Raw genomic sequence first — 22340 nt, forward strand, 5'->3', positions numbered from 1 at the left:
CGCCGCTCAACCAATCCCCAATCCCCAATCCCGAATCCCGGCTTCACAACAACACCACGTCGAACTGCTCCTGCAGGTATTGCTCGTCGGCCTGGAAACGGATGCTCTTGCCGAGGAATTCCTCCAGCTCGGCCACCGCCGAGGATTCCTCGTCGGTGATCCGCGCCACCACCTTGCTCGAGGCGATCACCAGCAGCCGCGCGGCGTCGAACTGGCGCACCGCGCGGGTGATCTCGCGGAAGATCTCGTAGGTCACGGTTTCGGCGGTCTTGATCGAACCGCGCCCGCTGCATTCCGGGCACGGCTCGGACAGCTGCCGCTCCAGGCTCTCGACGGTGCGCTTGCGGGTCATCTCGACCAGGCCCAGCGGCGAGAATTCGTACACCGTGGTCTTGGCGTGGTCGCGCGACAAGGCCTTTTCCAGCGTGCGCAGCACCTGGCGGCGGTGCTCGGCGTCGTCCATGTCGATGAAGTCGATGATGATGATGCCGCCCAGGTTGCGCAGCCGCAGCTGCCGCGCCACCGCCTGCGCCGCCTCCAGGTTGGTGCGGAACACCGTTTCCTCGAGGTTGCGCTGGCCCAGGAACGAGCCGGTGTTGACGTCGATGGTGGTCATCGCCTCGGTCTGGTCGATCACCAGGTAACCGCCGGACTTCAGCGGCACCTGCTTGTCGAGCGCGCGCGCGATCTCGTCCTCCACGCCGTACAGGTCGAAGATCGGGCGGTCGCCGGTGTACAGCTCCAGGCGCTCGGCCAGGATCGGCATGTACTTGGCGACGAACGCCTGCAGCCGTTCGAAGGTCTCGTGCGAATCGACCTTGACCTTCTCCACGTCCTTGCGGATCAGGTCGCGCACCGCGCGCAGCGGCAGGCTCAGGTCTTCGTAGATGATGCTGGCCGGAGCGCCGTCGCGGCCACGCCGCTCGACCACGTTCCAGACCCGCGACAGATAGGCGATGTCCTCGGCCAGCGCCTCGGCCGGCTGGCCCTCGGCATTGGTGCGGATGATGTAGCCGAAGCCGCCGTGGCTGGCGGCCAGGTCGGCGACCAGGGTCTTCAGGCGCAGCCGCTCGGCCTCGTCCTCGATCCGCGCCGACACCCCGATCACCCGCGACTGCGGCAGCAGCACCAGGTAACGCGAGGGAATGCTGATCTGCGTGGTCAGCCGCGCGCCCTTGCTGCCGATCGGGTCCTTGACCACCTGCACCACGATGTCCTGGCCGTCGCGCAGCAGCTCCACGATCGGCACCCCCGCCGCCACCGGCAGCGGCGGCGCCTCGTCGGTGTCGCCGTTGGCCACCGGCGCCGGCCGCACCACGTCGTTGGCGTGCAGGAACGCCGCGCGCTCCAGCCCGACCTCGACGAACGCCGCCTGCATGCCCGGCATGACCCGCTGTACCCGGCCCTTGTAGATGTTGCCCACCACCCCGCGGCGCCAGCCGCGCTCGATGTGCAGTTCCTGCAGCATGCCGTTCTCGATGACGGCCACCCGGGTCTCGCGCGGTGTGACGTTGACCAGGATCTCTTGCGACATCAAAGCACTCCGAAGGCGCGCAGCAGTTGGGAAGTTTGGTGCAGGGGCAGGCCCATCACCCCGGAATAACTGCCGTCCAGGCGGCTGACGAAGCGCTCGGCGCCGCCCTGGATCGCATAGGCGCCGGCGCGCCCCATCGGCTCGCCGCTGGCCACGTAGTCGGCGATGTCCTGCGCCGACAAGGCCGCGAAGCTGACCTGGGTCGGCACCAGCAGCACGTCCTCGCGCGCCGCGGCGACCAGCGCCACCGCGGTGATCGCCTGGTGGGTGCGCGCGGACAACGCGGCCAGCATCGCCGCCGCGTCGGCGGCGTCGGCCGGCTTGCCGAACACGCGATCGTCCAGCACCACCTCGGTGTCGGCGCCGAGCACCACCGCATCGGCCGCACCGGCCAGCTGCGCCATGCCGGCGCGGGCCTTGTCCAAGGCCACGCGGCGCACATAGGCTTGCGCAGATTCGTCGGCCGCGCGCACCTCCGGCACCTCCAGATCGAGGATCCGGAACGGCACGCCCAGGCGCGTCAGCAGTTCGTTTCTGCGGGGGGAACGGGAAGCGAGATACAGCATGGCTGAAGGATAACCCGGCGGGCCTGACTGAACGATCGCTAATTCCGGAGGCGCACACTCGACCCCGCTCCGAATCACGACGCGTTCATCGTCGCGGCAACACCCTCGCCTCACTTTCAAGGAGAACCTCCAATGCGTGCACCCTCCATCCGTCCGCTGCTGCTGGCCCTGACCCTCGCCCTAGGAGGCACGATGACCGCCCATGCCCAAACCGCCGCACCGGGCTATGCCGTGCCCGCCGACGGCACCCTGCTCAACATCGCCGCACAGGCCGAGGCCAGGCACGCCCCGGACGTGGCCACGCTATCGGCCGGTGTGGTCACCCAGGCCAGCGACAGCGCCGCGGCGATGCGCCAGAACGCCGAGCAGATGACCAAGGTGCTGGCCGCGGTGCGCGCCGCCGGCATCGCCGACAAGGACGTGCAGACCAGCGGCATCAATCTCAGCCCGCAGTACAAGTACGTCGAGAACCAGGCGCCGCAGATCCTCGGCTACCAGGCCAGCAACTCGGTCAACCTGAAAGTGCGCGACATCGCCAAGCTCGGCAAGGTGCTGGACGCGCTGGCCGCGCAGGGCGCCAACCAGATCAACGGCCCCACCTTCGAGATCGACGATCCGGAACCGCTGTACGACCAGGCCCGGGTCGATGCGCTGAAGAAGGCGCAGTCCCGCGCGCAGACCTACGCCAAGTCGCTGGGGCTGCGCGTGCGCCGCATCGTCAGCATCTCCGAAGGCAGCGGCGGCGGCGTGCGCCCGATGCCGATGATGCGCACGATGGCGATGAAGGCGGAGATGGACAGCACCCCGGTGGCGACCGGCGAAAGCAGCGTGTCGGTCAACCTGGACGTGGTGTTCGAACTGGGCAAGTAAGCCCGGCCCGCACCAGCTTGCCGACGACGGCGCCCGCGGGCGCCGTCGTCGTTTCTGCGCCCATGCGATGCCGTGGCGCCGGTCTGGCGTGCGGGTCCGCCGGCGATGCTTGCCATGGCGACGGCAACAGGCGCAATGTCGGAGGCGCGGGCGGGTGCCGCATCGACCCCGTCCGCCGCGCTGGCGCGTTTGGTCGTACCGCAAGTCCACAAGACGCACTTCATCATGGAGGTGGATCATGGTTCGCACGCAACTCCCCGCTCCCTCGTTCGGTATCGACCTGTCGCGGATCCTGGCGCTCAGCGCCGCGATCGGCCTGCACCTGTTGGCCATGCTGCTGTTGCTGATCCCGCTCTCGCACGTGGCACCGCCGCAGGAGCCGGCCAAGCCGCAACCCACCTGGCAGCAACCGATCGTGGTTCCGGTCACTCCAACGCCGCCGCAAGCCACGGTGCAGCCCGAGAAGCGGCCCATGACCCAGCCGCGGGTGCCGACCGCCGTGCCGGTCCCGACCCCGGTGCAGGCGCCGCTGGCCGACACCAGCCCGATGCCGATGCAGGCCGAGGCCGCCGATCCGGCCCCGACCGCGGCCGAGCCGAGCGTGCCGCCGGATCAGGTCAGCGCACCGGTCGCCGGCATGCAGCTGCAGTACCTGCGTGCGCCGGCCCCGCCCTACCCACGCGATGCGCTGCGCGACGGCTTGCAGGGCAGCGTGTTGCTGCGCGTGCTGGTCGGCGTCGACGGCCAGCCGCTGGAGGTCAGTATCGCCAAGAGCAGCGGCCACCGGATCCTGGACCAGGCCGCGCGCGAGCAGGTGCTGAAGCGCTGGAAGTTCCATGCCGCACTGCAGCAAGGAGTGCCGGTTCAGGCTTATGGACTGGTCCCGGTGGATTTTTCCCTGGGCCGTTGAGGTAGCTGCGTCCGTCCCGCTGCGACACCCCGCGACGGGACGGCTGCATCGCCAGGCTTCACTGAAATTTCACAATACCTGCAAGTACATGGCACGCGTCCGACCGGGACAGGTCGGCGCCCTTGCGATTTTTAGCCGTACAACTCGCGTTTCCAGTTAGGAGAGAAACTGTGAACATCCAGCAGCAACGGCGTGCGACCCGCCGCCTTGTCCTGTGCGCGTGCGTGAGCAGCGCCCTCGCGACCGCCGCGGCAACCCCCGCATTCGCACAAGAAGCGGCCACCAACCTCGACCGCATCACCGTCACCGGCTCCAACATCCCCCGCACCAACACCGAGACCCCGTCCCCGGTCCAGGTGGTCACCCGCCAGGAAATCGACCGTACCGGCAAGAGCACGGTGGCCGAATACCTGCAGACGCTGACCTCCGACGGCGCCGGTTCGATTCCCAAGAGCTTCGGCAACGGCTTCGCCGGCGGCGGTGCCGGCATCTCGCTGCGCGGCCTGGGCGCCGGCTCCACTCTGGTGCTGTTGAACGGCCGGCGCATGGCCACCTACGGCCTGGCCGACGACGGCCAGAAGGTGTTCACCGACCTGAGCACCATCCCGCTGGACGCGGTCGAGCGGATCGACATCCTGAAGGACGGCGCTTCGGCGATCTACGGCTCCGACGCCATCGCCGGCGTGGTCAACATCATCCTGCGCAGCGACTTCGAAGGCGCGATCCTGCGCGGCTCCTACGGCATGTCCGGCGACAGCGACGGCAACGCGCGCAAGGCGACCCTGACCGCCGGCACCGGCAACTTCGCCAACGACGGCTGGAACGCGTTCTTCAGTCTGGACGTGGGCAAGTCCGACGCGATCAAGATCAGCGACCGCAAGGACCGCAAGTGGATCGGCACCGGCGACATCCGCCGCTACGGCTACGACCCTGCCGACATACAGTTCATCACCGGCGCCTATCTCAGTGGCGGCACCGCCGGCGGCGCCGGCCCGAACGGCTCGGTGTTCAACAACGCGGCCACGCCGCAACTGGTGGCCTTGCCCGGTTGCGCCAGCGTCAGCACCATCCCCGGCCAGACCGACGCCACCGCGCAGGCCCAGGGCTGCCTGGGCGATGCGGTCCAGCAATACCGCGACCTGAGCCCGGAGGAGAAGTACGTCAACGTGTTCGGCCGCGCCAGCTTCGCCTTCGGCGAGGGCGGCGAGATCTACACCGAGATCGGCTACTCGAAGAAGGAAACCGTGTTCTCCAACACCCCGTCGGGCGTGTCCGGCGGCTGGGGCTATCCCGGCGGCCCGGTCAATGCCAACAGCGGCGCCGGCGCCACCGTGCTCTACGCCGGCCATCCCGACAACCCGCTGCCCTACGCTGCGCGCCTGCGCTACAGCGCCTGGGACGTGGGCCCGCGGGTGACCGACAACACCAACGAGTTCAACCGCTTCCTGGCCGGGGTCAAGGGCAATTGGGGCGAGTGGAGCTACGACACCGCCTACCTGCATTCGGGCACCGACCTGGTCAACAAGCGCACCGGCTTCCTGCGCTACAGCGCGGTGCGGTGCGTGCTCGGCAACCCGGCCTGCCCGGCCGGCACCTGGCGCATCGGCGACGACGCCGGGCTGAACTCGCAGGCGCTGTACGACTACATCTCGCCGACCATCAGCGCGCGCGCCAAGTCCAGTTTGGACATGTTCAACTTCACCGTCTCGCGCAGCCTGGCCGACCTGCAGGGCGGCCCGCTGGGCCTGGCGCTGGGCACCGAATGGCGCCGCACCAGCAACAGCCTGACCCCGCAGACCTACACCGACATCGGCGACATCATCGGCCTGGGCTACTCGTCCTACGACGGCACCCAGAACGTCTACGCCGCCTATGCCGAGCTGTCGGCGCCGGTGCTGGAGCAGCTGGAACTGTCGGCGGCGGTGCGCTACGACAAGTACGAGAGCGGCGACAGCAAGGCCACGCCGAAGCTGGGGGTGAAGTGGACGCCGGCCGACTGGATCGCCCTGCGCGCCAGCTACGCCGAAGGCTTCCGCGCGCCGAACCCGGCCGAGAACGGCGACGGCGGCCTGGCCGCGTTCTCCAATGCGGTCGACCCGATCCGCTGTGCGATCGATCCGGCCAACGAATGCACCGCGCGCTCGGTGGCGATCATCACCCGCCCCAATTCGGCGCTGACCCCGGAAGAGTCCAAGAGCTACTCGGTGGGCTTCGTGCTGCAGCCGACCGCCAGCACCTCGCTGACCGTGGACGCGTGGGAAATCAAGCGCACCAACGAGATCGCGCAGGGCAACACGCGCGACGCGATCCTCGCCGGCGACGTCCTGCGCGACAGCAACGACATCGGCGGCGTGGCCAACAGCGGCACCATCCTGGCGGTGAACACCGATTACGTGAACGCCAATTCCTCGCGCGTGCGCGGCATCGATACCGACATCCGCCAGACCTTCGTCATCGGTCCGGGCCAGCTGGAGCTGGACGCGCAATGGAGCCACCTGCTCAAGTTCGAGCGCACCGAAGGCGACACCACCTACGACTACGTCGGCACCCACGGCAACTGCGACGTGACCAACTGCATCGGCACCCCGCAGGACCGGGTCAACGTCGGCAGCACCTGGAAGCAGGGCAGCTGGAGCGTCAGCGGCGTGGTCAACTACATCGCCAGCATCGAGAACAAGGACAGCCGCGGCGGCGACTACCTGGCGTTCTATGCCGACGGCAGCCCGGTCGAGAAGATCGCCTCGTTCACCACCTTCGACCTGTCCGGCCGCTGGAACGTCACCGAGGCGTTCGAACTCAACGCCTCGGTGCAGAACGTGTTCGACCGGATCGCGCCGCTGGATCCGTCCACCTACGGCGGCGTCAACTACAACCCGCTGCACTTCAGCGGCGCGGTCGGCCGCTACTTCACGGTGGGCGCGAAGTACACGTTCAACTGATCGAACGCGTTGCGATACACGGAAGAGCCCGGGCGCGCGCCCGGGCTTTTTTGTTTGTGCCGACCCTGCGCAAGTCGCGTGGCGATTGCGTTGCCGGCGTCGCGCCGGCGCCGCGGGCGACGCGCGGCTGGCGCGTCGTGCAGGCGCGGGGCGAATCAGGCGAGCCTGGCGGTCATGCGCGATGGTAGGGATGGTTGGCCAGCATCGCCGCGGCGCGGTACAGCTGTTCGGCCACCACCAGCCGCACCAGCATGTGCGGCAGGGTCAGCGGACCCAGCGACCAGGATTCGCTTGCCACTGCCAGCACCTCGGGCGAATGGCCTTCGGGACCGCCGATCAGCAGCGCCAGGTCGCGGCCCTGGCCGCGCCAGTGTTCCATGCGCTGCGCCAGCTGTTCGGAACTGTACGGCTTGCCGGGGACGTCCAGCGCCACCACCAGCGCGTTCTTCGGCAGCGCGGCGAGCACGCGGCGGCCTTCGTCCTCGATCGCGCGCTGCGCGTCGCGGCCCTTGCCGCGCAACCCCGGTTCGATCTCGACCAGTTCCAGCGGCAGCCAGTGCGACAGGCGCTTGCGGTATTCGGCGAAGCCCTGCGCGACCCAGGCGGGCGCGCGTTCGCCGGTGGCGATGAGTCTGCATTTCATGCGGGCATGATAGCCGCGGCGCGGCCTGGCGATCGGCGCGCGGCTGTCGCGCCCTGATCGTGGAGCCAACCGCCCTCCCTGTAGGAGCGGCTTCAGCCGCGACCGCTTTTACCGGCCGCGCCCATAGCGCGCCATGGGCAGACCGCCCGCCATCGCACGTCCACCTGCCTGCAGCGCGCTACTCGTCGCGCTGCGCGTCGTCCAGCATGGCCTGGAACAGCATGGCCTCGCGCGAGATTTGCGGCGGCTGCGGGTGCTGCCGCTTGAGCCAATGCCGCAGCGTCGGCGCCTGCCGCAGTTCGCGCAGGTCTTCGGCCAGTTCGTCGATCTCGTCCTGCAGCGCGCGCTTGATCTCGGCCATCGCCGCATGCAAGCGCTCCGGCTTGAGCCGGCGCGTGCCGAACACCGCGTAGTCGGCCTTGAACGCGGCATCGATCCGCCGCAGCTCGTCCTGGGTGGCCTGCAATTGCTCGCCGAGCATGCGGTTGTAGCGCTCGATGCGGGGTTCGGCCATCGCCGCCAGCGCGGCGGCGTCGAGCTGGCCGGCCTGCAACTGCAATTCGAGCAGGCCGAGCAGGTCGGCATCGGCATAGGCCGCGTTGAGCCGTTGCATCAGCGCGGTCTTGCGCTCGCGCTGCAACGGATCGGCCTCGCGGTCCGGATGCAGCGCCGCGGCCAGCCTGCGGTACACCTCGCGCAACGCGGTCTGCGGATCGAACGCCGGCGCCGGCGCCGCCGAGGCGGCGCGCTGCGCCTTCTTCGCCTTGCGTGCGACCGCCGCGACCTGGGTCTGCCGGCGGCGCTGCTGCAGGCGCTCGAACAACGCCTGCGGCGATGCCAGATACGGCAGGGCATCGGCGTCCACATCGAAATGCGCGGCGATCAACCCGCGCAGCGCCGCATCCGAGGCGGCGATGCGTTCGTCGTAGGAGGTTTCCGCATGGCGGTCGTAGAGCGGCTTGAGGTCATGCAGGCCAACCTCGTCGATCAACGGCTCGATCAGCGCGCAGAGCTGCGCCGACAGCGCGGCGCGGTCGCTCTTGCCCAGCTTCTGCGCCATGCCCGCCGCATCCAGCGCCAGCACGCGCTCGACGTGCAACTGGTCGCGCCGCTGCAGCAAGGGCTGCACCTGTTCGTGGAAGCGCTGCTGCCAGCGCGGCAAGGCCTCGCGCCAGGCGGCGAGTTCGCCGCGGCTGCGCTCCAGCTGCACCACCAGGCTGTCGAAGCGCTCGCCGGCGGCGCTGCGCAGCGCATTGCCGGCGCCCGGCAATGCGGCCGACAGGGTCAGGCCCGGGCTTGCATCCGCCACCGGCGCGTCGTCGCGCCGGGGCGTCGGATCAGGCATCGCGCGCGTCGTCGTCCGCGTCGCTCGGCGGCTGGTCGCCGACCGTCCACAGCCGCTCCAGCGCATAGAACTCGCGCACCCGCGGCAGCATCACGTGCACCACCACGTCGCCGAGATCGACCAGCACCCACTCGGCCTCGCGCTCGCCTTCCACGCCCAGCGGCATCACGTCCAGCTTCTTGGCGTGCTTGATCACTTCGTCGGCGATCGACTTGACGTGGCGGGTGGAGGTACCGGAGACGACGATCATGTAGTCGGTGACGCTGGACTTGCCGCGCACGTCGATTTCCACCGCGTCCTTGGCCTTGAGCTCGTCGAGCGCGTTGCGGACGTGGGCGAGCAGTACCGGCAGCGACGGCGGCGGGTTGGGCAGTTGGGTCTTGATGACGTGGGCTTGACTGGACAAAGGTGCGAACTCGATGGAATGGGCGAATTATAGGGAACTACGCGAAGACGCGTATTCAGCTAGTCGGCGCGGGCGCCGCTGAGGGCCGCCGCATACAGCCCGGCGGCACGGATGTAGTCCGCGACCGCGGCCGGCACCAGCGCCGCCCAGTCGCCGCCGGCGGCGATGCGCTCGCGCACCTGGCTGGCCGATTCGCTGCGCAGCGGCTGCCGCAGGCACCACAACAGGCCGCCCGGCGCGCCGGCCAGCGCCTGCGGCGACGCCGCCCAGCGCCCGGCCACCGCCTGCGCCAGTTCGGCCGGCAAGGCGCGTTCCCAGCCGCTGCCGGCACGGTCGGCGACGACCAGGTGCGCCGTGTCGAGCAGGCTGCGCCAGTCGCGCCAGGCGTTGAAGCCGACGAAGCTGTCGGCGCCGATCAGCAGCGCCAGCGGCGCGGCGGCGCCGAGTTCGGCGCGCAGTTCGCGCACCGTGTCGATGCTGTACGAGGCCACGCCCGGCTGCGCCAGCGCACGCTGCAGTTCGTGCCGGTCGAGCAACAGCCCGGCTTCGCCGTCGATCGCCAGCGCCAGCATCTCGCAGCGCTGCCGGGCATTGGCGCCCGGCGCGTCGCGATGCGGCGGATCGGCCGCCGGCATCAGCCGCACCGGCACCCCGAACGCATCGCGCGCCGCCCGCGCGATCGCCAGGTGGCCGTTGTGGATCGGGTCGAAGGTGCCGCCGTAGATCAGGCTGAGAGGCCGGGATTGGGGATTCGGGATTGGGGATTCGTCAACGGCGGCAACTTCTGCGCGGACATCCGACGCCACGGGATCGCCGCTGTTGCCAATCCCGAATCCCGAATCCCCAATCCCGGCCGTCATACCACCAACAACCGCACCGCCCGCGCCTCGGCGATGGCCAGCAGCAGGCGCTCCAGCGCGATCCAGGCGTCGCCGTCGGCGCGGCCCTTGGCGATGCGGTCGATGCGTCCTGCTTCGGCGGCGAAGCGCTCCCAGCGGCGCGGTTCGGCATGCCGCTGCAGGGCGCGCTTGAACGGCGCCTGGCGCGACTCCCAGATGCCCTGCCCCTTCATCTCCGCGGCCAGGTTGCCGCCGACCGCCTGGACCTTGGCCAGCGCCGCGGTGCGCAGCAGTTCCTTGATCAGGATCGGCAGCAGAGCCGCCACCGCTTCGCCCTCGGCGCGCAGCCCGGCGAGCATGCGTCCGACCACCGGCGCCTGCCCGGCCAGGGTGGCCTCGGCCAGGCGGAACACGTCGTAGCGCGCGGCGTCGGCGACCAGCGACTCCATTGCCGCCACGTCCAGGCTCTGCCCGTCGGCCAGCAACGCCAGCTTGTCGATCTCCTGCGCGGCGGCCAGCAGATTGCCTTCGACCCGCTCGGCCAGGCGCTGCACCGCGCCGGCATCGGCGCGCAGGCCCTTGCTGCGCAGGCGGCGCTCGATCCAGTCGCCCAGTTCGTGCGGCTTGATCGCCCAGGCCACCGCGATCACCCCGAGCCGGCCGACCGCGTCGGCCCACTTGCCCTGGTGCGCCTTGCTCCATTCGTTGCAGGTGATCAGCAGCACCACGTCCGGCGGCGGGTCGGCGCAGAACGCGCTGATCACCTCGCCGCCTTCCTTGCCGGGCTTGCCGCTGGGCAAGCGCAGTTCGATCAGCCGGCGCGGGCTGAACAGGCTCGGCGCATTGAAACTGGAATACAGCTGGCTCCAGTCGAAATCGCGGCCATCGGCGTCGAACACCTCGCGCTCGCCGATGCCTTCGGCGCGCGCACGCGCACGCACCGCGTCGGCGGCCTCGAGCACGCGCAGGGTTTCCGGGCCGGCGATCAGGTAGACCGGATGCAGCGGCTGCGCGGCCGGCTGGGTGACGAGCTGTTCGGGACGCAATTCCATGGCGGCAGCCTAGGGCCTGTCGCTGCGCGCCGCCAGCGGATCGCCCGCTACGGGCGAGCGGCGGGCGGCGGGCGGTGGCCGGCGGATCAAGGCTGCGGCGAGGTCGCCGGCGGCGTGCCGGTGGCCGGCTTGCCTTCGACCGGCGTGCCGGTGGCGGCGGGCGGCGCCTCGTTGACGTTCTTGCCGTTGCGCACTTCGGCGCGCACCACGCTGTCGATCCGGCGCAGCATCGAGGCCGACATCTCGCGGCGCAGTTCGTCGGCGAGGATCTCGCGCTCGGTGGTGGTGCCGGTGGCGTCGGTCGGCGGCGACACGTAGTCGCGCGACAGCTCGATCACCTGCTGCGGCACCAGCACGCTGCCGTCGGCGCGGCGGAACACGAAGATCGCCGCATAGCGCAGGCTGTATTCCTGGGCACGGCCTTCGGCATCGAGCGCGATCGGCAGGTCGCCCCAGCGCTCGGACAGCACTTCCAGGCGCGCCACGCCGGTGTTGACCTCTTTCGGCGCGATCTCCGCGCCGGCGGCGCGCAGGCCGCGTTCGAGCAGCTTCACCAGCTCGCTGTACGGCGCCGAGGAGACCACCTTCACCGAGGGCGTGCCGGCCGGCAGGGTCAGCTTGTCGCGCAGATGGAAACCGCAGGCGGTCAGGGTCGTCGCGAGGACGAGGGCGAGCAGGAGTCGGGTCATGGACACAGTCTGGAGGAGCCGGCTGGGCGCGGCAACAGGCGGCTAGCCTGCCCGATGCCGCGTGAACGAGGGTTGAGACGTGCCGAAGCGCGCGCCGACGGCGCCGCCGCCGCTGGCGCCGCGGCAACGCGTGCGACCGCGGCGGCGCGGTTCACGCCGCCACCAGGTTCACGATCTTGCCCGGCACGATGATGATCTTGCGGATGCTCAGGCCTTCCAGGAACTTGGCGGTGTTCGGCTCGGCCTGGGCCAGCGCCTCGATCTGCTCGCGCGGGGCGTCGGCCGCGACCTCGATGGTGCCGCGCAGCTTGCCGTTGACCTGCACCGCCAGGGTCAGCGCGTCGCGCACCAGCGCGGCCGGGTCCGGCTGCGGGAACGGCAGGTCTTCCAGCAGCGTCGGCGCATGTCCCAGCGCCTGCCACAACGCGTGGCTGGCATGCGGGGTGATCGGGTTGAGCAGCAGCACCGCCGCTTCCAGCGCTTCCTGGCGCACCGCGCGGCCCTGGTCGCCGGCGTCGTCGAACTTGGCCAGCGCATTGGTCAGCTCCATCACCGCGGCGATGGCGGTGTTGAAGCTGTGGCGGCGGCCGTAATCGTCGGCGACCTTGCCGATGGTCTCGTGGGTCTTGCGCCGCAGCGCCTTGTGCTCGGCGCCCAGCGCGGCCGCATCCAGCGCCGGGGCGGCACCGTCGGCGACATGCTTGTGGACCTGCGCCCACAGCCGGCGCAGGAACCGCGCCATGCCGTCCACGCCGGCCTCGTTCCACTCCAGCGACTGCTCCGGCGGCGCGGCGAACATCGAGAACAGGCGCACCGTGTCGGCGCCGTACTTGCCGACCATCGCCTGCGGGTCCACGCCGTTGTTCTTGGACTTGGACATCTTCTCGGTGCCGCCGATCTGCACCGGCGCGCCGTCGGCGATCAGGGTCGCGCCGACGATGCGGCCGCGCTCGTCGCGCTGCACGTCCACGTCGGCCGGGTTGATCCAGTCCTTGGCGCCGTCGCCGGTGTCGCGGTAGTAGGTCTCGGCGATCACCATGCCCTGGGTCAGCAGGTTGGTCGCCGGCTCGTCGCTGTCCACCAGGCGCGCGTCGCGCAGCAGCTTGTGGAAGAAGCGGAAATACATCAGGTGCAGGATCGCGTGCTCGATGCCGCCGATGTACTGGTCCACCGGCAGCCAGTAGTTGCCGCGCTTGTCGACCATGTCCTTGGCGCCGGGCGAGGTGTAGCGCGCGTAGTACCAGCTCGACTCCATGAAGGTGTCGAAGGTGTCGGTCTCGCGCTCGGCCGCCGCGCCGCACTGCGGGCAGGTGGTCTTGCGCCATTCCGGATCGGTCTTCAGCGGCGAACCGGTGCCGCTCAGCGCCACGTTCTCCGGCAGCAGCACCGGCAGCTGGTCTTCCGGCACCGGCACCGCGCCGCAGCTGGCGCAATAGATCACCGGGATCGGGCAGCCCCAGTAGCGCTGGCGGCTGACGCCCCAGTCGCGCAGGCGGTAGTTGATGCGGCGCTGGCCCTGGCCCTTGCGCTCGAAGCGCTCGGCCAGCGCCTCGAACGCGCCGTGGTAGTCCAGGCCGTCGAACTCGGCCGAGTTGACCAGTTCGAACTCGCGGGTCTTGTCGGTGTACCAGTCGCGCCAGACGCTCGACTCCCAAGTGCGCTCCTCGTCGTTCTTCGGCGCCGTCAGCGCGATCACCTGGCGGATCGGCAGCGCGTACTTGTTGGCGAACTCGAAGTCGCGCTGGTCGTGGCCGGGCACCGCCATCACCGCACCGGTGCCGTAGCCCATCAGCACGAAATTGGCGACCCACACCGGGACCTGCTCGCCGCTGATCGGATGCACCGCCACCAGGCCGGTGTCCATGCCGCGCTTTTCCTGGGTCTCCAGTTCCGCCTCGGACACGCCGCCCTGCTTCAGCTCGGCCAGCAATGCGGCCAGCTGCGGATTGGACCTGGCCGCGTGCAGCGCCAGCGGATGTTCGCTGGCGATGGAGACGAAGGTCACCCCCATCAGCGTGTCCGGGCGCGTGGTGAACACGCGCAGCGGATCCAGCGCCGCGCCGTCGGCGTCGCGCACCTCGAACTGGATCTCCAGGCCTTCGGAACGGCCGATCCAGTTGCGCTGCATGGTCTTGACCGATTCCGGCCAGCCCGGCAGCTGGTCCAGGCCGTCCAGCAACTCCTGCGCGTAGTCGGTGATGCGCAGGAACCACTGCGGGATCTCGCGCTTCTCCACCAGCGCGCCGGAGCGCCAGCCGCGGCCGTCGATGACCTGCTCGTTGGCCAGCACGGTCTGGTCGACCGGATCCCAGTTCACCACCGCATTGCGGCGATAGGCCAGGCCCTTGCGCATCAGCCGGGTGAACATGCGCTGCTCGTGCACGTAGTACTCGGGACGGCAGGTGGCGAATTCGCGCGACCAGTCGATCGCATAGCCCAGCGACTTCAGCTGGCTGCGCATGTGTTCGATGTTGGCGTAGGTCCACTTCGCCGGCGCGGTCTTGTTCTTGATCGCGGCGTTCTCGGCCGGCAGGCCGAACGCGTCCCAGCCCATCGGCTGCAGCACGTTCTTGCCGTTCATGCGCTGGTAGCGGCTGATCACGTCGCCGATCGTGTAGTTGCGCACGTGGCCCATGTGCAGCGCACCGGAGGGATACGGCAGCATCGACAGGCAGTAGAACTTGGGCTTGTCGGAGGTCTCGTTGACCTCGAAGGCGCGGGTGGCGTCCCAGAACTGCTGGGCGGACGATTCGACCTGCTGCGGGTCGTAGGCGGTGGGCTCGACGGCGGACATGGAAACGGGCAAGGGCCAGGCGGCAACAAAGCAGGCAAGGGTACCGCAGCGCAGCAGGCGGCTCCAATCGTGGCGACGAGCGGTGCCGGCGGCGCTCGCCCGCGCCCGGGCCGGCGAGCCCGACGCGCATCGCTGCCAGTGCGTCGGATACGGGGAAAACCACGCTGACCGCGCCGGCCGGCGCGGCGGGTGGACCGCGCAACGGCCTCGCGCCAGGCCGGTTCGATGCGCTGCGGGACGGCGCCGATTGCGCGGCGGCGACGGTTTCAGCCGCGGCGCGGCAGCGCCTGCGGGCCGGGCCAGCAGGCCAGCAGCGCCAGCCAGGCCCACCACAGCGCGAACACCAGCCGCTGCGCCACCGCCGCCGACAGCAGCGCGTCCAGTGCGAACGCGCCGAGCGCGGCCAGCAGCGCCACCGCCAGCGCGGCCCGTGCCCAGCCGCGCGCGCCGGGCTGGCGCCAGGCGCCGACGGCCAGCAGGCTGGCCGCCGCCACCAGCGCCACCACCCACAGCAGCCAGGCGCTGGCATGCAACTGGGTGGCGCGCGATTCCAGGTCGGCCGGATCCAGCGGCAGCAGGCCCATGCCGGCGAAGGCCAGCCCGGCCAGCAGCAGCAACTGGCCGCCGACGCGCAGCGACCAGGGCGCGCCACGGCCACTGCGCTGCAGCAGGCGCAGCGCCAGCGCCACCGCCAGCGCCCCGGGCAGCACGAAGGCCAGCAGGTCGAAGGCCCAGGCATGGGGGATGCCGCTGGCGCCGAGCAGCGCGACCGGATGCGACCACGGCAGGTAGCCCGGCAGCGCCCGTCCGAAGCCGACCACCGCGGCCACGGCAGCCAGCGCCAGCAACGGCCCTGCATAGCGCAGCGCCTGATCGTATCGGTTGGCCATCGTGTCTCCGGGCACCTGCGCCGCCACGCCACCGCGGCGCGCCAAGCGCCCATTGTCGCCGCTGCGGCCGCGGCTGGCACCCTGCGTGCCCGGCACGGTCGCGATCGCCGCGGCGCCGGCGTGGAGGCCATCGCCGGCCTGCGCGCCCTTGCGTCGCCGCCGGTCTGCCACCATAGAACCCATCATTCTTCGCCAGCCACGATGCCCCCCATGTCCGACATGCCCCACGTTTTCGACGCCAAGACCGAGACCTTCGAAGCGGAAGTGCTGCAGAAATCGCTGCAGACCCCCGTGCTGGTGGACTTCTGGGCGCCCTGGTGCGGCCCGTGCAAGACCCTGAGCCCGATCCTGGAGAAGCTGGCCGCCGAGTACCACGGCGCGTTCGAGCTGGCCAAGGTCGATGTGGACCAGGAGCAGCAGATCGCTGCCGCGTTCCAGATCCGCTCGGTGCCGACCGTGTTCCTGGTCAAGGACGGGCAACTGGTCGACGGCTTCCCCGGCGCCATGCCCGAAGGCCAGCTGCGCGAGTTCCTGACCCAGCACGGCATCGCGCCGCTGCCGGCGCCGGCCGAGGTCCAGGACGACGCCCCCGCGGCGCCGCTGGACCCGCAGGCCGAGGTGCTGCGCCTGCGCGACGCGGTGGCCGCCGAGCCGGACAAGGACGAACTGAAGCTGGACCTGGCGCTGGCGCTGGTGAAGACCGGTGCGGCCAGCGAAGCCGAGGCGTTGATCGACGCGCTGCCGGCCAACCTGGCCACCGACGAGCGCGCGGTGCGCGCGCGGGCGCGGCTGGGCTTCGTCAGCGCGTTGCAGGCGGCGCCGCCGGTGCAGACCCTGCAGGCGGCGATCGCGCAGGACCCGGCCGACCTGAAGTCGCGCTACCTGCTCGGCGTGCAGCGCCTGGTCGGCGGCGAGGACGAAGCGGCGCTGGAGCAGTTCCTGGAGATGCTGCGCCAGGACCGCAGCTTCGAGGACGGCCTGCCCAGGAAGTCGCTGATCGACGCGTTCCGGGTGATCGAGGACGAGGACCTGGTCGGCCGCTACCGGCGCAAGATGTCGGCGCTGCTATTCTGAGATTCATGTCACGGACGGGATCGGTTGGCGATGATCCCGCGGTTCGGCCACCCAGTGGCGGGACGAGTGGTCCGGCTCCCTCCGCGACATCACGACCAGGGGAAATCCACAGGCCCGGCCCGTCCGGCGTCGCGCACCCGGTCCTTGCCAGGGCGAGATGTTGAGCAGCCAGAACCGCACCCCCTCCCGCCGTGCCCTGCCCCTGCCCCTGCCCGTCTGGCGGCTGCTCTCCTTGCTGCTGGCCTGCGCGGTGCTGACCGCCGCGCCTCCGGCCGCGGCCCAGGATTGGATCTATCGCGTCCGCCCTGGCGACACCCTGTGGCAACTCAGCGACCTTTACCTCAAGCCCGGCCTGGACTGGCAGCGCCTGGGCCGGCACAACGGCGTGTCCGACCCCTATGCGCTGCCGCCGGGGCAGCCGTTGCGCTTCCCGATCGCCTGGCTGCGGGTGCAACCGGCGCCGGCGCGGGTGATCGCGCTGCGCGGCATGGCCAGCGTGCGCGGCATCGGCGCGGCGCCGGCACCGGTCCATGAGGGCATGCTGCTGCCGATCGGCAGCGCATTGCAGACCGAGGCCGAGGCCAGCGTGACCGTGCAGTTCGCCGACGGTTCGCAGATGCAGGTGCGCGAGAACAGCCGCGTGCGCTTCGACCAACTCGCCCGCTACGGCGCCACCGGCATGGTCGATACCCGCGTGCGGCTGGAACAGGGCCGCGCCAGCAACGAAGTGGTCCCGGCCCAGGGCCCGGCGTCGCGCTACATCATCCAGACCCCGGCCGGCACCAGCAGCGTGCGCGGCACCCGCTTCCGCGCCGCCGCCGGCGGCGACGGCCAGTTGGCCGCCACCGAGGTGCTGCACGGCGTCGTGCAGGTCGGCAATACCCACGGCCGGCAGGTGCTGCATCCCGGCGAGGCCTCGCGCATGGCCGCCGACGCCTCGCCGCTGCAGGAACAGTTGCTTCCCGCGCCGGCGCTCGACGAGTCGCGCAGCCGCCTCGACCGCGCGCCGTATCTGCTGGCCTGGCAACCGCTGCCGGGCGCGGCCGCGTACCGGGTCGAAGCGGTGGATGCCGAGCGCCGCCAAGTGCTGCGCTTCGCGCGCCAGACCACGCAGGCGCAGATCGCCCTGGACGACCTGCCCGCCGGCCGCCTGCTGTTGCTGGTACGCGGCATCGCCGCCACCGGCGTGGAAGGCGAGGACGCCGAACGGCCGCTGCAGGTGTGGGCCACGCCGCTGCCGCCGCTGACGCTGCAACCCTTGCAGCAGCAGCAATTGCGCACGCCGCATCCGCGCTTCGAATGGACCCGCAGCACCGATGCCACCGCCACCGTGCTGCAGCTGGCGCGCGATGCCCAGTTCAGCGAGCTGCTGTTCGAGCGCGCGACCGACGCCACCCGGCTGCGCGCGCCGGTGCAGTTGCCTCCCGGCGAATACTTCTGGCGCGTGGCCTCGCGCGATGCGCAGGGGCGCCAGGGCCCGTTCGGACAACCGCTGCTGCTGCGGATCAGCGACGCGCCGCTGGACCCGTCGCTGCAGCCGCCGGAAGCGGCCAAGGGCCAGCTGACGCTGCGCTGGCAGGCCGGCGAGCCGGGCCAGCGCTACCACGTGCAGATCGCGCGCACGCCGGACTTCGCCGCGCCGCTGCTGCTCGACCGCACCCTCGACACCCCGCAGATCTCGCTGCCGCGTCCGCGCGGCGGCACCTGGTACGTGCGCGTGCAGGAGGTGGACGACGACGGCTACGCGGCGCCGTTCTCGCCGACCCAGGCGATCTCGCTGCCGTGCCGCGGCTGCTATCTGGGCGGCGGTGCCGGCGCGCTGCTGTTGTGGTTGCTGCTGTGAAGGCGCCCACGCCGCTACGCTGGCTTGCGGCCGCGGCGGCGGCACTGCTGGCCGCCGCGCTCGGCCTGTCCGACGGCCTGTGGCGGCTGGACAACACGCTCTACGACACGCTGGTGACGCACTGGCGCTACACGCCCGATTCCACGGTGGTGCTGGTGCTGGTCGACGACCGCAGCCTGCAGGCGCTCGGGCAGTGGCCGTGGCCGCGCAGCACCCACGCGCGACTGCTCGACCGGCTGAGCGCGGCCGGCGTCAAGCGCGTGGCGCTGGACCTGGTGCTGAGCGAACCCGACCAGGCCGACCCGGACAACGATGCGCGGCTGGCCGCGGCGCTGCGCCGCAACGGCAACACCGTGCTGCCGGTGACCACCAGCAGCACCGACGCCGGCGAGATGCCGCAGGAACTGCTGCCGGTGCCGGCCATCGGCCGCGCCGCGGCCGGGCTGGCACATACCGACATCGAGATCGATGCCGACGGCGTGTCGCGCGGCATCTACCTGCGCGCCGGCCTGGGCAATACGCACTGGCCGGCCCTGGGCGTGGCCCTGGCCGGCCTCGCCCCGCCGTGGCCCGGCCTGGCATCGGATGCCGGACAAGCGGACGCGATGCCGTATCGCTGGCATCGCGACGACTACGTCGGGGTCCGCTACGCCGGGCCGCCCGGCAGCTTCCCGCAACTGTCCTACGTCGACGTGCTGGAAGGTCGTGTGCCGGCGCAAGCGCTGCGCGGCCGGCGGGTGATCGTGGGCGTCGGCGCCACCGGCCTGGGCCAGCGCTTCCTGACTCCGATGTCGCACGAAAGCTGGATGAACGGCGCCGAATATCAGGCCAACGTGGCCGCGATGCTGCTCGGCGGACATGCGATCACGCCCTTGTCGAAGAACCAGCAAATCGCCACCTCGGCGCTGCTGGCCCTGCTCGCCGTGCTCGGCATGACCTATTCGGTCCGCCAGCGGCGCTGGCCGTGGCTGGCCTTGCCGGTGATGCTGGCCTTGATCGTGGCCGGCAGCCTGCTGTACGCGCTGACCACCGGCCGCTGGTTCGCGCCGACCGCATGCCTGGCGGCAGTGACGCTGGTGTCGGCCTGCTGGCTCGGCCTGCGCATCGCGCACTGGCGGCGCCAGGCCCATCGCGATGGACTCACCGGGCTGGCCAACCGCCACAGCTTCGAACTCGCCTTCCATCAGGAACTGGCGATGGCGCAGCGCAGCGGCAAGCCGCTGACCCTGATCGTGGTCGACGTCGATCATTTCAAGCGCTACAACGACGCCCTCGGCCACCACAGCGGCGACCGCGCGCTGACCCTGGTCGCCGCGGCGGTCGCACGTCATGCGCGGCGTGCGCACGACGTGGCCGCGCGCTTCGGCGGCGACGAGTTCGCGATGATCCTGCCCAACACCGCGCTGGACGATGCGCGCCAGATCGCCGAAGCGCTGCTCGAGGACATCCGCCAGCTGACTGTGCCCGGACCACAGGGCCCGGTGCCGATCACCGCCACCCTCGGCGTGCACAGCACCACGGTCGATGCGGATACCCGCCAACGCGACTTCTTCGCCCAGGCCGACGCGGCGCTGTACCGGGCCAAGACCGCCGGCCGCGACGGCTATGCCTGCAGCACGCCCGGACAGCGTCCGGCACAGCGATGAAATAGCCCACTCCGCGGTTCGGCGTGCACGCGGCAAGCAACAACAGCGGAGCCGACGGGCGATACGCGACGGCGCGACGCCGCCGGCCGCGAACGTGTCACGTTGCAAAACCGTGGGCGGCCGCACCCACGGATGCCGAAGACCCCGGCACACCATACCCATGCGAATGGTAAGCTCGCCGCTTCGTCCCGCCTCCCCCCGTCATGAACGCTTCGCTGTTCCGCTTTGGCCTGAACCTGTGGCCGCCGTTCCTGTTCGCCGGTATCCACCTGGTGGAGCTGAGCCCGGACTACCGCTACGCGCGGGTCGAGCTGCGCATGCGGCCGTGGAACCGCAACTACGTCGGCACCCATTTCGGCGGCAGCCTGTTCGCGATGACCGATCCGTTCTGGATGCTGCTGGCGATGCAAAACCTGGGCAGCGCCTACTACGTCTGGGACAAGGCCGGCAGCATCGAGTTCGTGCGCCCGGGGCGCGGCACGGTGAGCGCGCAGTTCCGCCTGGACGACGCGCTGCTCGACGAACTGCGCACCGCCACCGCCGGCGGCGACAAATACCTGCGCTGGTTCGACAACGAGATCCTCGACGCCCAGGGCGAGGTGGTGGCGCGCACGCGCAAGCAGTTGTACGTCAAGCGCAAGCCGGCGCGGTAGCCGTTCGACGCCGATGGCGTCAGCGCCGGGATGCGCGCGAACGCGCGACGCTGCCTGAGCGGCGGCCCTGGCCTCGCAGGAAAGGCTTCAGCCCGATGCTGCACCCTGCTTCGTTCGTCGCGGTTGCACCGCTCCTGCCCAGGGGCAGTAACCGGCATGGCCGGCATGCCGTGCCTGCGAAGAACTCACGGCGCGAGCGCCGGACCATCCGCTCCCGCGCCGGCACGCAGCGCGTCAGGGCCGCAGCCTGCTGCCCGGCGACGGCAAGCGCAGCGCATCGCCCTCGCTGTCGGCATACAGCGCCACCTGCACGCCCTGCCCGTCGGCTGTCGCCTGTAGCGGCCGCTGCTCCCCGCGCAACTCGGGCGGTAGCGCTGCCAAGCGCTGCGGCAGCGGCTGCGTGCCGGGATGCGCGCGCAGCCACAGCAATGCCGAGGTCAGCCGCATCGCCGCAGCGGTATCCTGCAGCCTCCATTGCGGACCGCCGGCGACGGTGGACGGCGGCAAGCTCACCATCGCGCATCCGAACTGATTGGCCAGGCAGGCGAACGGCGAGCCCACCCATGCGGTCATCTGCGCCGGTGCCAGGCGCCGGTCTTCGCGCAGGCTGGCGCGCACATCGGACGCGCACAACCGGGTGTACGCCGGTGCGACCAGCGCCTCGCTACGCGCGCGGTCGAACAAGAGCGTCAAGCCCATCGATTCGTACCAGCGCCGGCGCGGCGCAGCGCGCGTGCGGTCGAGTTCGTCCAGCGCCGCGAACAGCGCCTGCGCCTCGCCGTGCATCGGCCGGCATAGGCTGACCTCGTCGACCGACAGCGGCGCGAAGGCCTGCGCGCACTGCGCCGGCAGCGCCTGCTGCGCGGGCAGCTCGGCGAGCATGGCGGCGAACAGGCGCGCATTGCCGCGCAACATCGCCGCCCCGATCGTCGTCGTCAGCACGTTGTCGCCACCGCGCAGCAAGACCCGCGCCACACTGGCGTCGTTGCAGACTCCGGCCAGGGCCGGATCGGTCCGGCCCTCGACGAAATCCAGAGCCCGGCGCATCTGCGGCGTCTGCAGCACCGAGAACGCAGGCAGCGCCCCTTCCTGGTGCGCCGGGAATGGCGTGCGATAGCCCGATACCGCCGTCGGCACCGGCATGCGCGCCAGCAAGGCATCCTGCGTGGCCAGCGCCTGCGCATAGTCCCGCGGCCGCGCACGCACCTTGGCCAGGCAATCGTCGGCGTTCCAACTGCAACGCGGCACGCGCTCGGACGGCCAGTCCGGCGTGCGCGGATAATCACTGGCCGCACTGCGCAACGGCTGCCCGGCCAGGCCCTGGCGGAACCTGCGCAAGTCTTCGTCGAGCACCGCCTGTCGCTGTGCCGGCGGAATGGCGTAAGGCAGCAGCCACAGGTCGACGAACAGGTTCGGCCCCTGCAGCGGCGGCGGCGGTTGCCGCAGCTGCGCCAGCGCAGCGCGCTGCGCCGCCGGCACCGGCCACAACCTCGATGCCAGATACAGCGCCACGGCCAGCAGCAGCACCGCGCCGAGCCCTCCCCCGATCCACCTGCCGATCCTTGCCACGCCGCTTCCCCAATCGCACCTGCACGGAGTGCGCCATCTTAGCCGTCGGGCGCAGCGGCAGGCGCAGCGCGCCGCTAC

At 70.8% G+C, this 22340-nt stretch carries 18 protein-coding genes; 7 read left to right on the forward strand and 11 right to left on the reverse strand.

Features of this window, described 5'->3' with window-relative positions; all coding sequences use genetic code 11:
- Positions 1–43 precede the first annotated feature (43 nt).
- Together rng and H9658_RS06435 are read right to left on the reverse strand one after the other, a co-directional pair.
- Complete coding sequence (gene rng, locus H9658_RS06430) at positions 44–1534, reverse strand: ribonuclease G (protein WP_179563786.1); 1491 nt, start codon at positions 1532–1534, stop codon at positions 44–46.
- On the reverse strand, positions 1534–2100 hold the full coding sequence (locus H9658_RS06435; protein WP_179563785.1) for a Maf family nucleotide pyrophosphatase: 567 nt from the start codon (positions 2098–2100) through the stop codon (positions 1534–1536). Before H9658_RS06435 ends, rng begins: the two co-directional genes overlap by 1 nt.
- A 132-nt stretch (positions 2101–2232) precedes the next feature.
- Between H9658_RS06435 and H9658_RS06440 the strand changes: the two genes are divergently transcribed.
- The 3 genes from H9658_RS06440 to H9658_RS06450 all read left to right on the forward strand — a co-directional run bounded on the left by H9658_RS06440 (position 2233) and on the right by H9658_RS06450 (position 6819).
- Positions 2233–2970 (forward strand): SIMPL domain-containing protein, encoded by a 738-nt coding sequence (locus H9658_RS06440; RefSeq protein WP_179563784.1) that lies wholly within the window; start codon positions 2233–2235, stop codon positions 2968–2970.
- A 238-nt stretch (positions 2971–3208) separates the two neighbouring features.
- Complete coding sequence (locus H9658_RS06445) at positions 3209–3880, forward strand: energy transducer TonB (RefSeq protein WP_191824761.1); 672 nt, start codon at positions 3209–3211, stop codon at positions 3878–3880.
- A 224-nt stretch (positions 3881–4104) separates the two neighbouring features.
- Positions 4105–6819, forward strand: coding sequence for a TonB-dependent receptor (locus tag H9658_RS06450; RefSeq protein ID WP_318241185.1), 2715 nt, complete (start codon positions 4105–4107; stop codon positions 6817–6819).
- Positions 6820–6991: 172 nt separating this feature from the next.
- Here the strand turns inward: H9658_RS06450 and rlmH are convergent, their stop codons facing one another.
- From rlmH to H9658_RS06490, 8 genes are all read right to left on the reverse strand, one after another.
- On the reverse strand, positions 6992–7462 hold the full coding sequence (rlmH, locus tag H9658_RS06455) for a 23S rRNA (pseudouridine(1915)-N(3))-methyltransferase RlmH (protein ID WP_053834912.1): 471 nt from the start codon (positions 7460–7462) through the stop codon (positions 6992–6994).
- 178 nt (positions 7463–7640) lie between these two features.
- Positions 7641–8807: a J domain-containing protein gene (locus H9658_RS06460; protein ID WP_191824762.1), complete on the reverse strand. Its 1167-nt coding sequence runs from the start codon at positions 8805–8807 to the stop codon at positions 7641–7643.
- The gene (rsfS, locus tag H9658_RS06465; protein WP_179563780.1) at positions 8800–9213 is read right to left on the reverse strand and encodes a ribosome silencing factor; all 414 of its coding nucleotides are present in this window, start codon (positions 9211–9213) and stop codon (positions 8800–8802) included. The genes H9658_RS06460 and rsfS overlap by 8 nt, the downstream gene beginning before the upstream one ends.
- A gap of 59 nt (positions 9214–9272) precedes the next feature.
- The gene (gene nadD, locus H9658_RS06470; protein ID WP_318241186.1) at positions 9273–10019 is read right to left on the reverse strand and encodes a nicotinate-nucleotide adenylyltransferase; all 747 of its coding nucleotides are present in this window, start codon (positions 10017–10019) and stop codon (positions 9273–9275) included.
- 50 nt (positions 10020–10069) lie between these two features.
- Positions 10070–11104, reverse strand: a complete 1035-nt coding sequence (gene holA, locus H9658_RS06475) for a DNA polymerase III subunit delta (RefSeq protein WP_191824764.1) — start codon at positions 11102–11104, stop codon at positions 10070–10072.
- Between the two features lie 86 nt (positions 11105–11190).
- Positions 11191–11793: an LPS-assembly lipoprotein LptE gene (locus H9658_RS06480; protein WP_191824765.1), complete on the reverse strand. Its 603-nt coding sequence runs from the start codon at positions 11791–11793 to the stop codon at positions 11191–11193.
- 151 nt (positions 11794–11944) lie between these two features.
- On the reverse strand, positions 11945–14587 hold the full coding sequence (leuS, locus tag H9658_RS06485; RefSeq protein WP_191824766.1) for a leucine--tRNA ligase: 2643 nt from the start codon (positions 14585–14587) through the stop codon (positions 11945–11947).
- A gap of 266 nt (positions 14588–14853) precedes the next feature.
- Positions 14854–15477, reverse strand: coding sequence for a DUF998 domain-containing protein (locus H9658_RS06490; RefSeq protein WP_191824848.1), 624 nt, complete (start codon positions 15475–15477; stop codon positions 14854–14856).
- Between the two features lie 210 nt (positions 15478–15687).
- Here H9658_RS06490 and trxA point away from each other — a divergent pair, with 210 nt between their 5' ends.
- The 4 genes from trxA to H9658_RS06510 all read left to right on the forward strand — a co-directional run bounded on the left by trxA (position 15688) and on the right by H9658_RS06510 (position 20693).
- Entirely contained in the window at positions 15688–16551 is an 864-nt protein-coding gene (trxA, locus tag H9658_RS06495; RefSeq protein ID WP_191824767.1) for a thioredoxin, read from the forward strand.
- A 232-nt stretch (positions 16552–16783) separates the two neighbouring features.
- The gene (locus H9658_RS06500; RefSeq protein WP_191824768.1) at positions 16784–18394 is read left to right on the forward strand and encodes a FecR domain-containing protein; all 1611 of its coding nucleotides are present in this window, start codon (positions 16784–16786) and stop codon (positions 18392–18394) included.
- The gene (locus H9658_RS06505) at positions 18391–20040 is read left to right on the forward strand and encodes a CHASE2 domain-containing protein (protein ID WP_191824855.1); all 1650 of its coding nucleotides are present in this window, start codon (positions 18391–18393) and stop codon (positions 20038–20040) included. The genes H9658_RS06500 and H9658_RS06505 overlap by 4 nt, the downstream gene beginning before the upstream one ends.
- 203 nt (positions 20041–20243) lie before the next feature.
- Entirely contained in the window at positions 20244–20693 is a 450-nt protein-coding gene (locus tag H9658_RS06510) for a DUF4442 domain-containing protein (protein WP_179563773.1), read from the forward strand.
- 234 nt (positions 20694–20927) lie between these two features.
- Here the strand turns inward: H9658_RS06510 and H9658_RS06515 are convergent, their stop codons facing one another.
- The gene (locus tag H9658_RS06515; protein WP_318241187.1) at positions 20928–22220 is read right to left on the reverse strand and encodes a hypothetical protein; all 1293 of its coding nucleotides are present in this window, start codon (positions 22218–22220) and stop codon (positions 20928–20930) included.
- Between the last annotated feature and the right edge of the window lie 120 nt (positions 22221–22340).

Source organism: Xanthomonas bonasiae, assembly GCF_014836395.1.
Classification (GTDB): Bacteria; Pseudomonadota; Gammaproteobacteria; order Xanthomonadales; family Xanthomonadaceae; genus Xanthomonas_A; species Xanthomonas_A bonasiae.

What these genes read in the sequence shown, in the direction of transcription:
- H9658_RS06440 (WP_179563784.1), top strand. Translation starts at nt 2,233, where the DNA reads ATGCGTGCACCCTCCATCCGTCCGCTGCTGCTGGCCCTGACCCTCGCC.
- H9658_RS06480 (WP_191824765.1), bottom strand. Translation starts at nt 11,793, where the DNA reads ATGACCCGACTCCTGCTCGCCCTCGTCCTCGCGACGACCCTGACCGCC.
- rng (WP_179563786.1), bottom strand. Translation starts at nt 1,534, where the DNA reads ATGTCGCAAGAGATCCTGGTCAACGTCACACCGCGCGAGACCCGGGTG.
- rlmH (WP_053834912.1), bottom strand. Translation starts at nt 7,462, where the DNA reads ATGAAATGCAGACTCATCGCCACCGGCGAACGCGCGCCCGCCTGGGTC.
- leuS (WP_191824766.1), bottom strand. Translation starts at nt 14,587, where the DNA reads ATGTCCGCCGTCGAGCCCACCGCCTACGACCCGCAGCAGGTCGAATCG.
- H9658_RS06435 (WP_179563785.1), bottom strand. Translation starts at nt 2,100, where the DNA reads ATGCTGTATCTCGCTTCCCGTTCCCCCCGCAGAAACGAACTGCTGACG.
- H9658_RS06445 (WP_191824761.1), top strand. Translation starts at nt 3,209, where the DNA reads ATGGTTCGCACGCAACTCCCCGCTCCCTCGTTCGGTATCGACCTGTCG.
- H9658_RS06510 (WP_179563773.1), top strand. Translation starts at nt 20,244, where the DNA reads ATGAACGCTTCGCTGTTCCGCTTTGGCCTGAACCTGTGGCCGCCGTTC.
- holA (WP_191824764.1), bottom strand. Translation starts at nt 11,104, where the DNA reads ATGGAATTGCGTCCCGAACAGCTCGTCACCCAGCCGGCCGCGCAGCCG.
- H9658_RS06490 (WP_191824848.1), bottom strand. Translation starts at nt 15,477, where the DNA reads ATGGCCAACCGATACGATCAGGCGCTGCGCTATGCAGGGCCGTTGCTG.
- trxA (WP_191824767.1), top strand. Translation starts at nt 15,688, where the DNA reads ATGTCCGACATGCCCCACGTTTTCGACGCCAAGACCGAGACCTTCGAA.
- H9658_RS06460 (WP_191824762.1), bottom strand. Translation starts at nt 8,807, where the DNA reads ATGCCTGATCCGACGCCCCGGCGCGACGACGCGCCGGTGGCGGATGCA.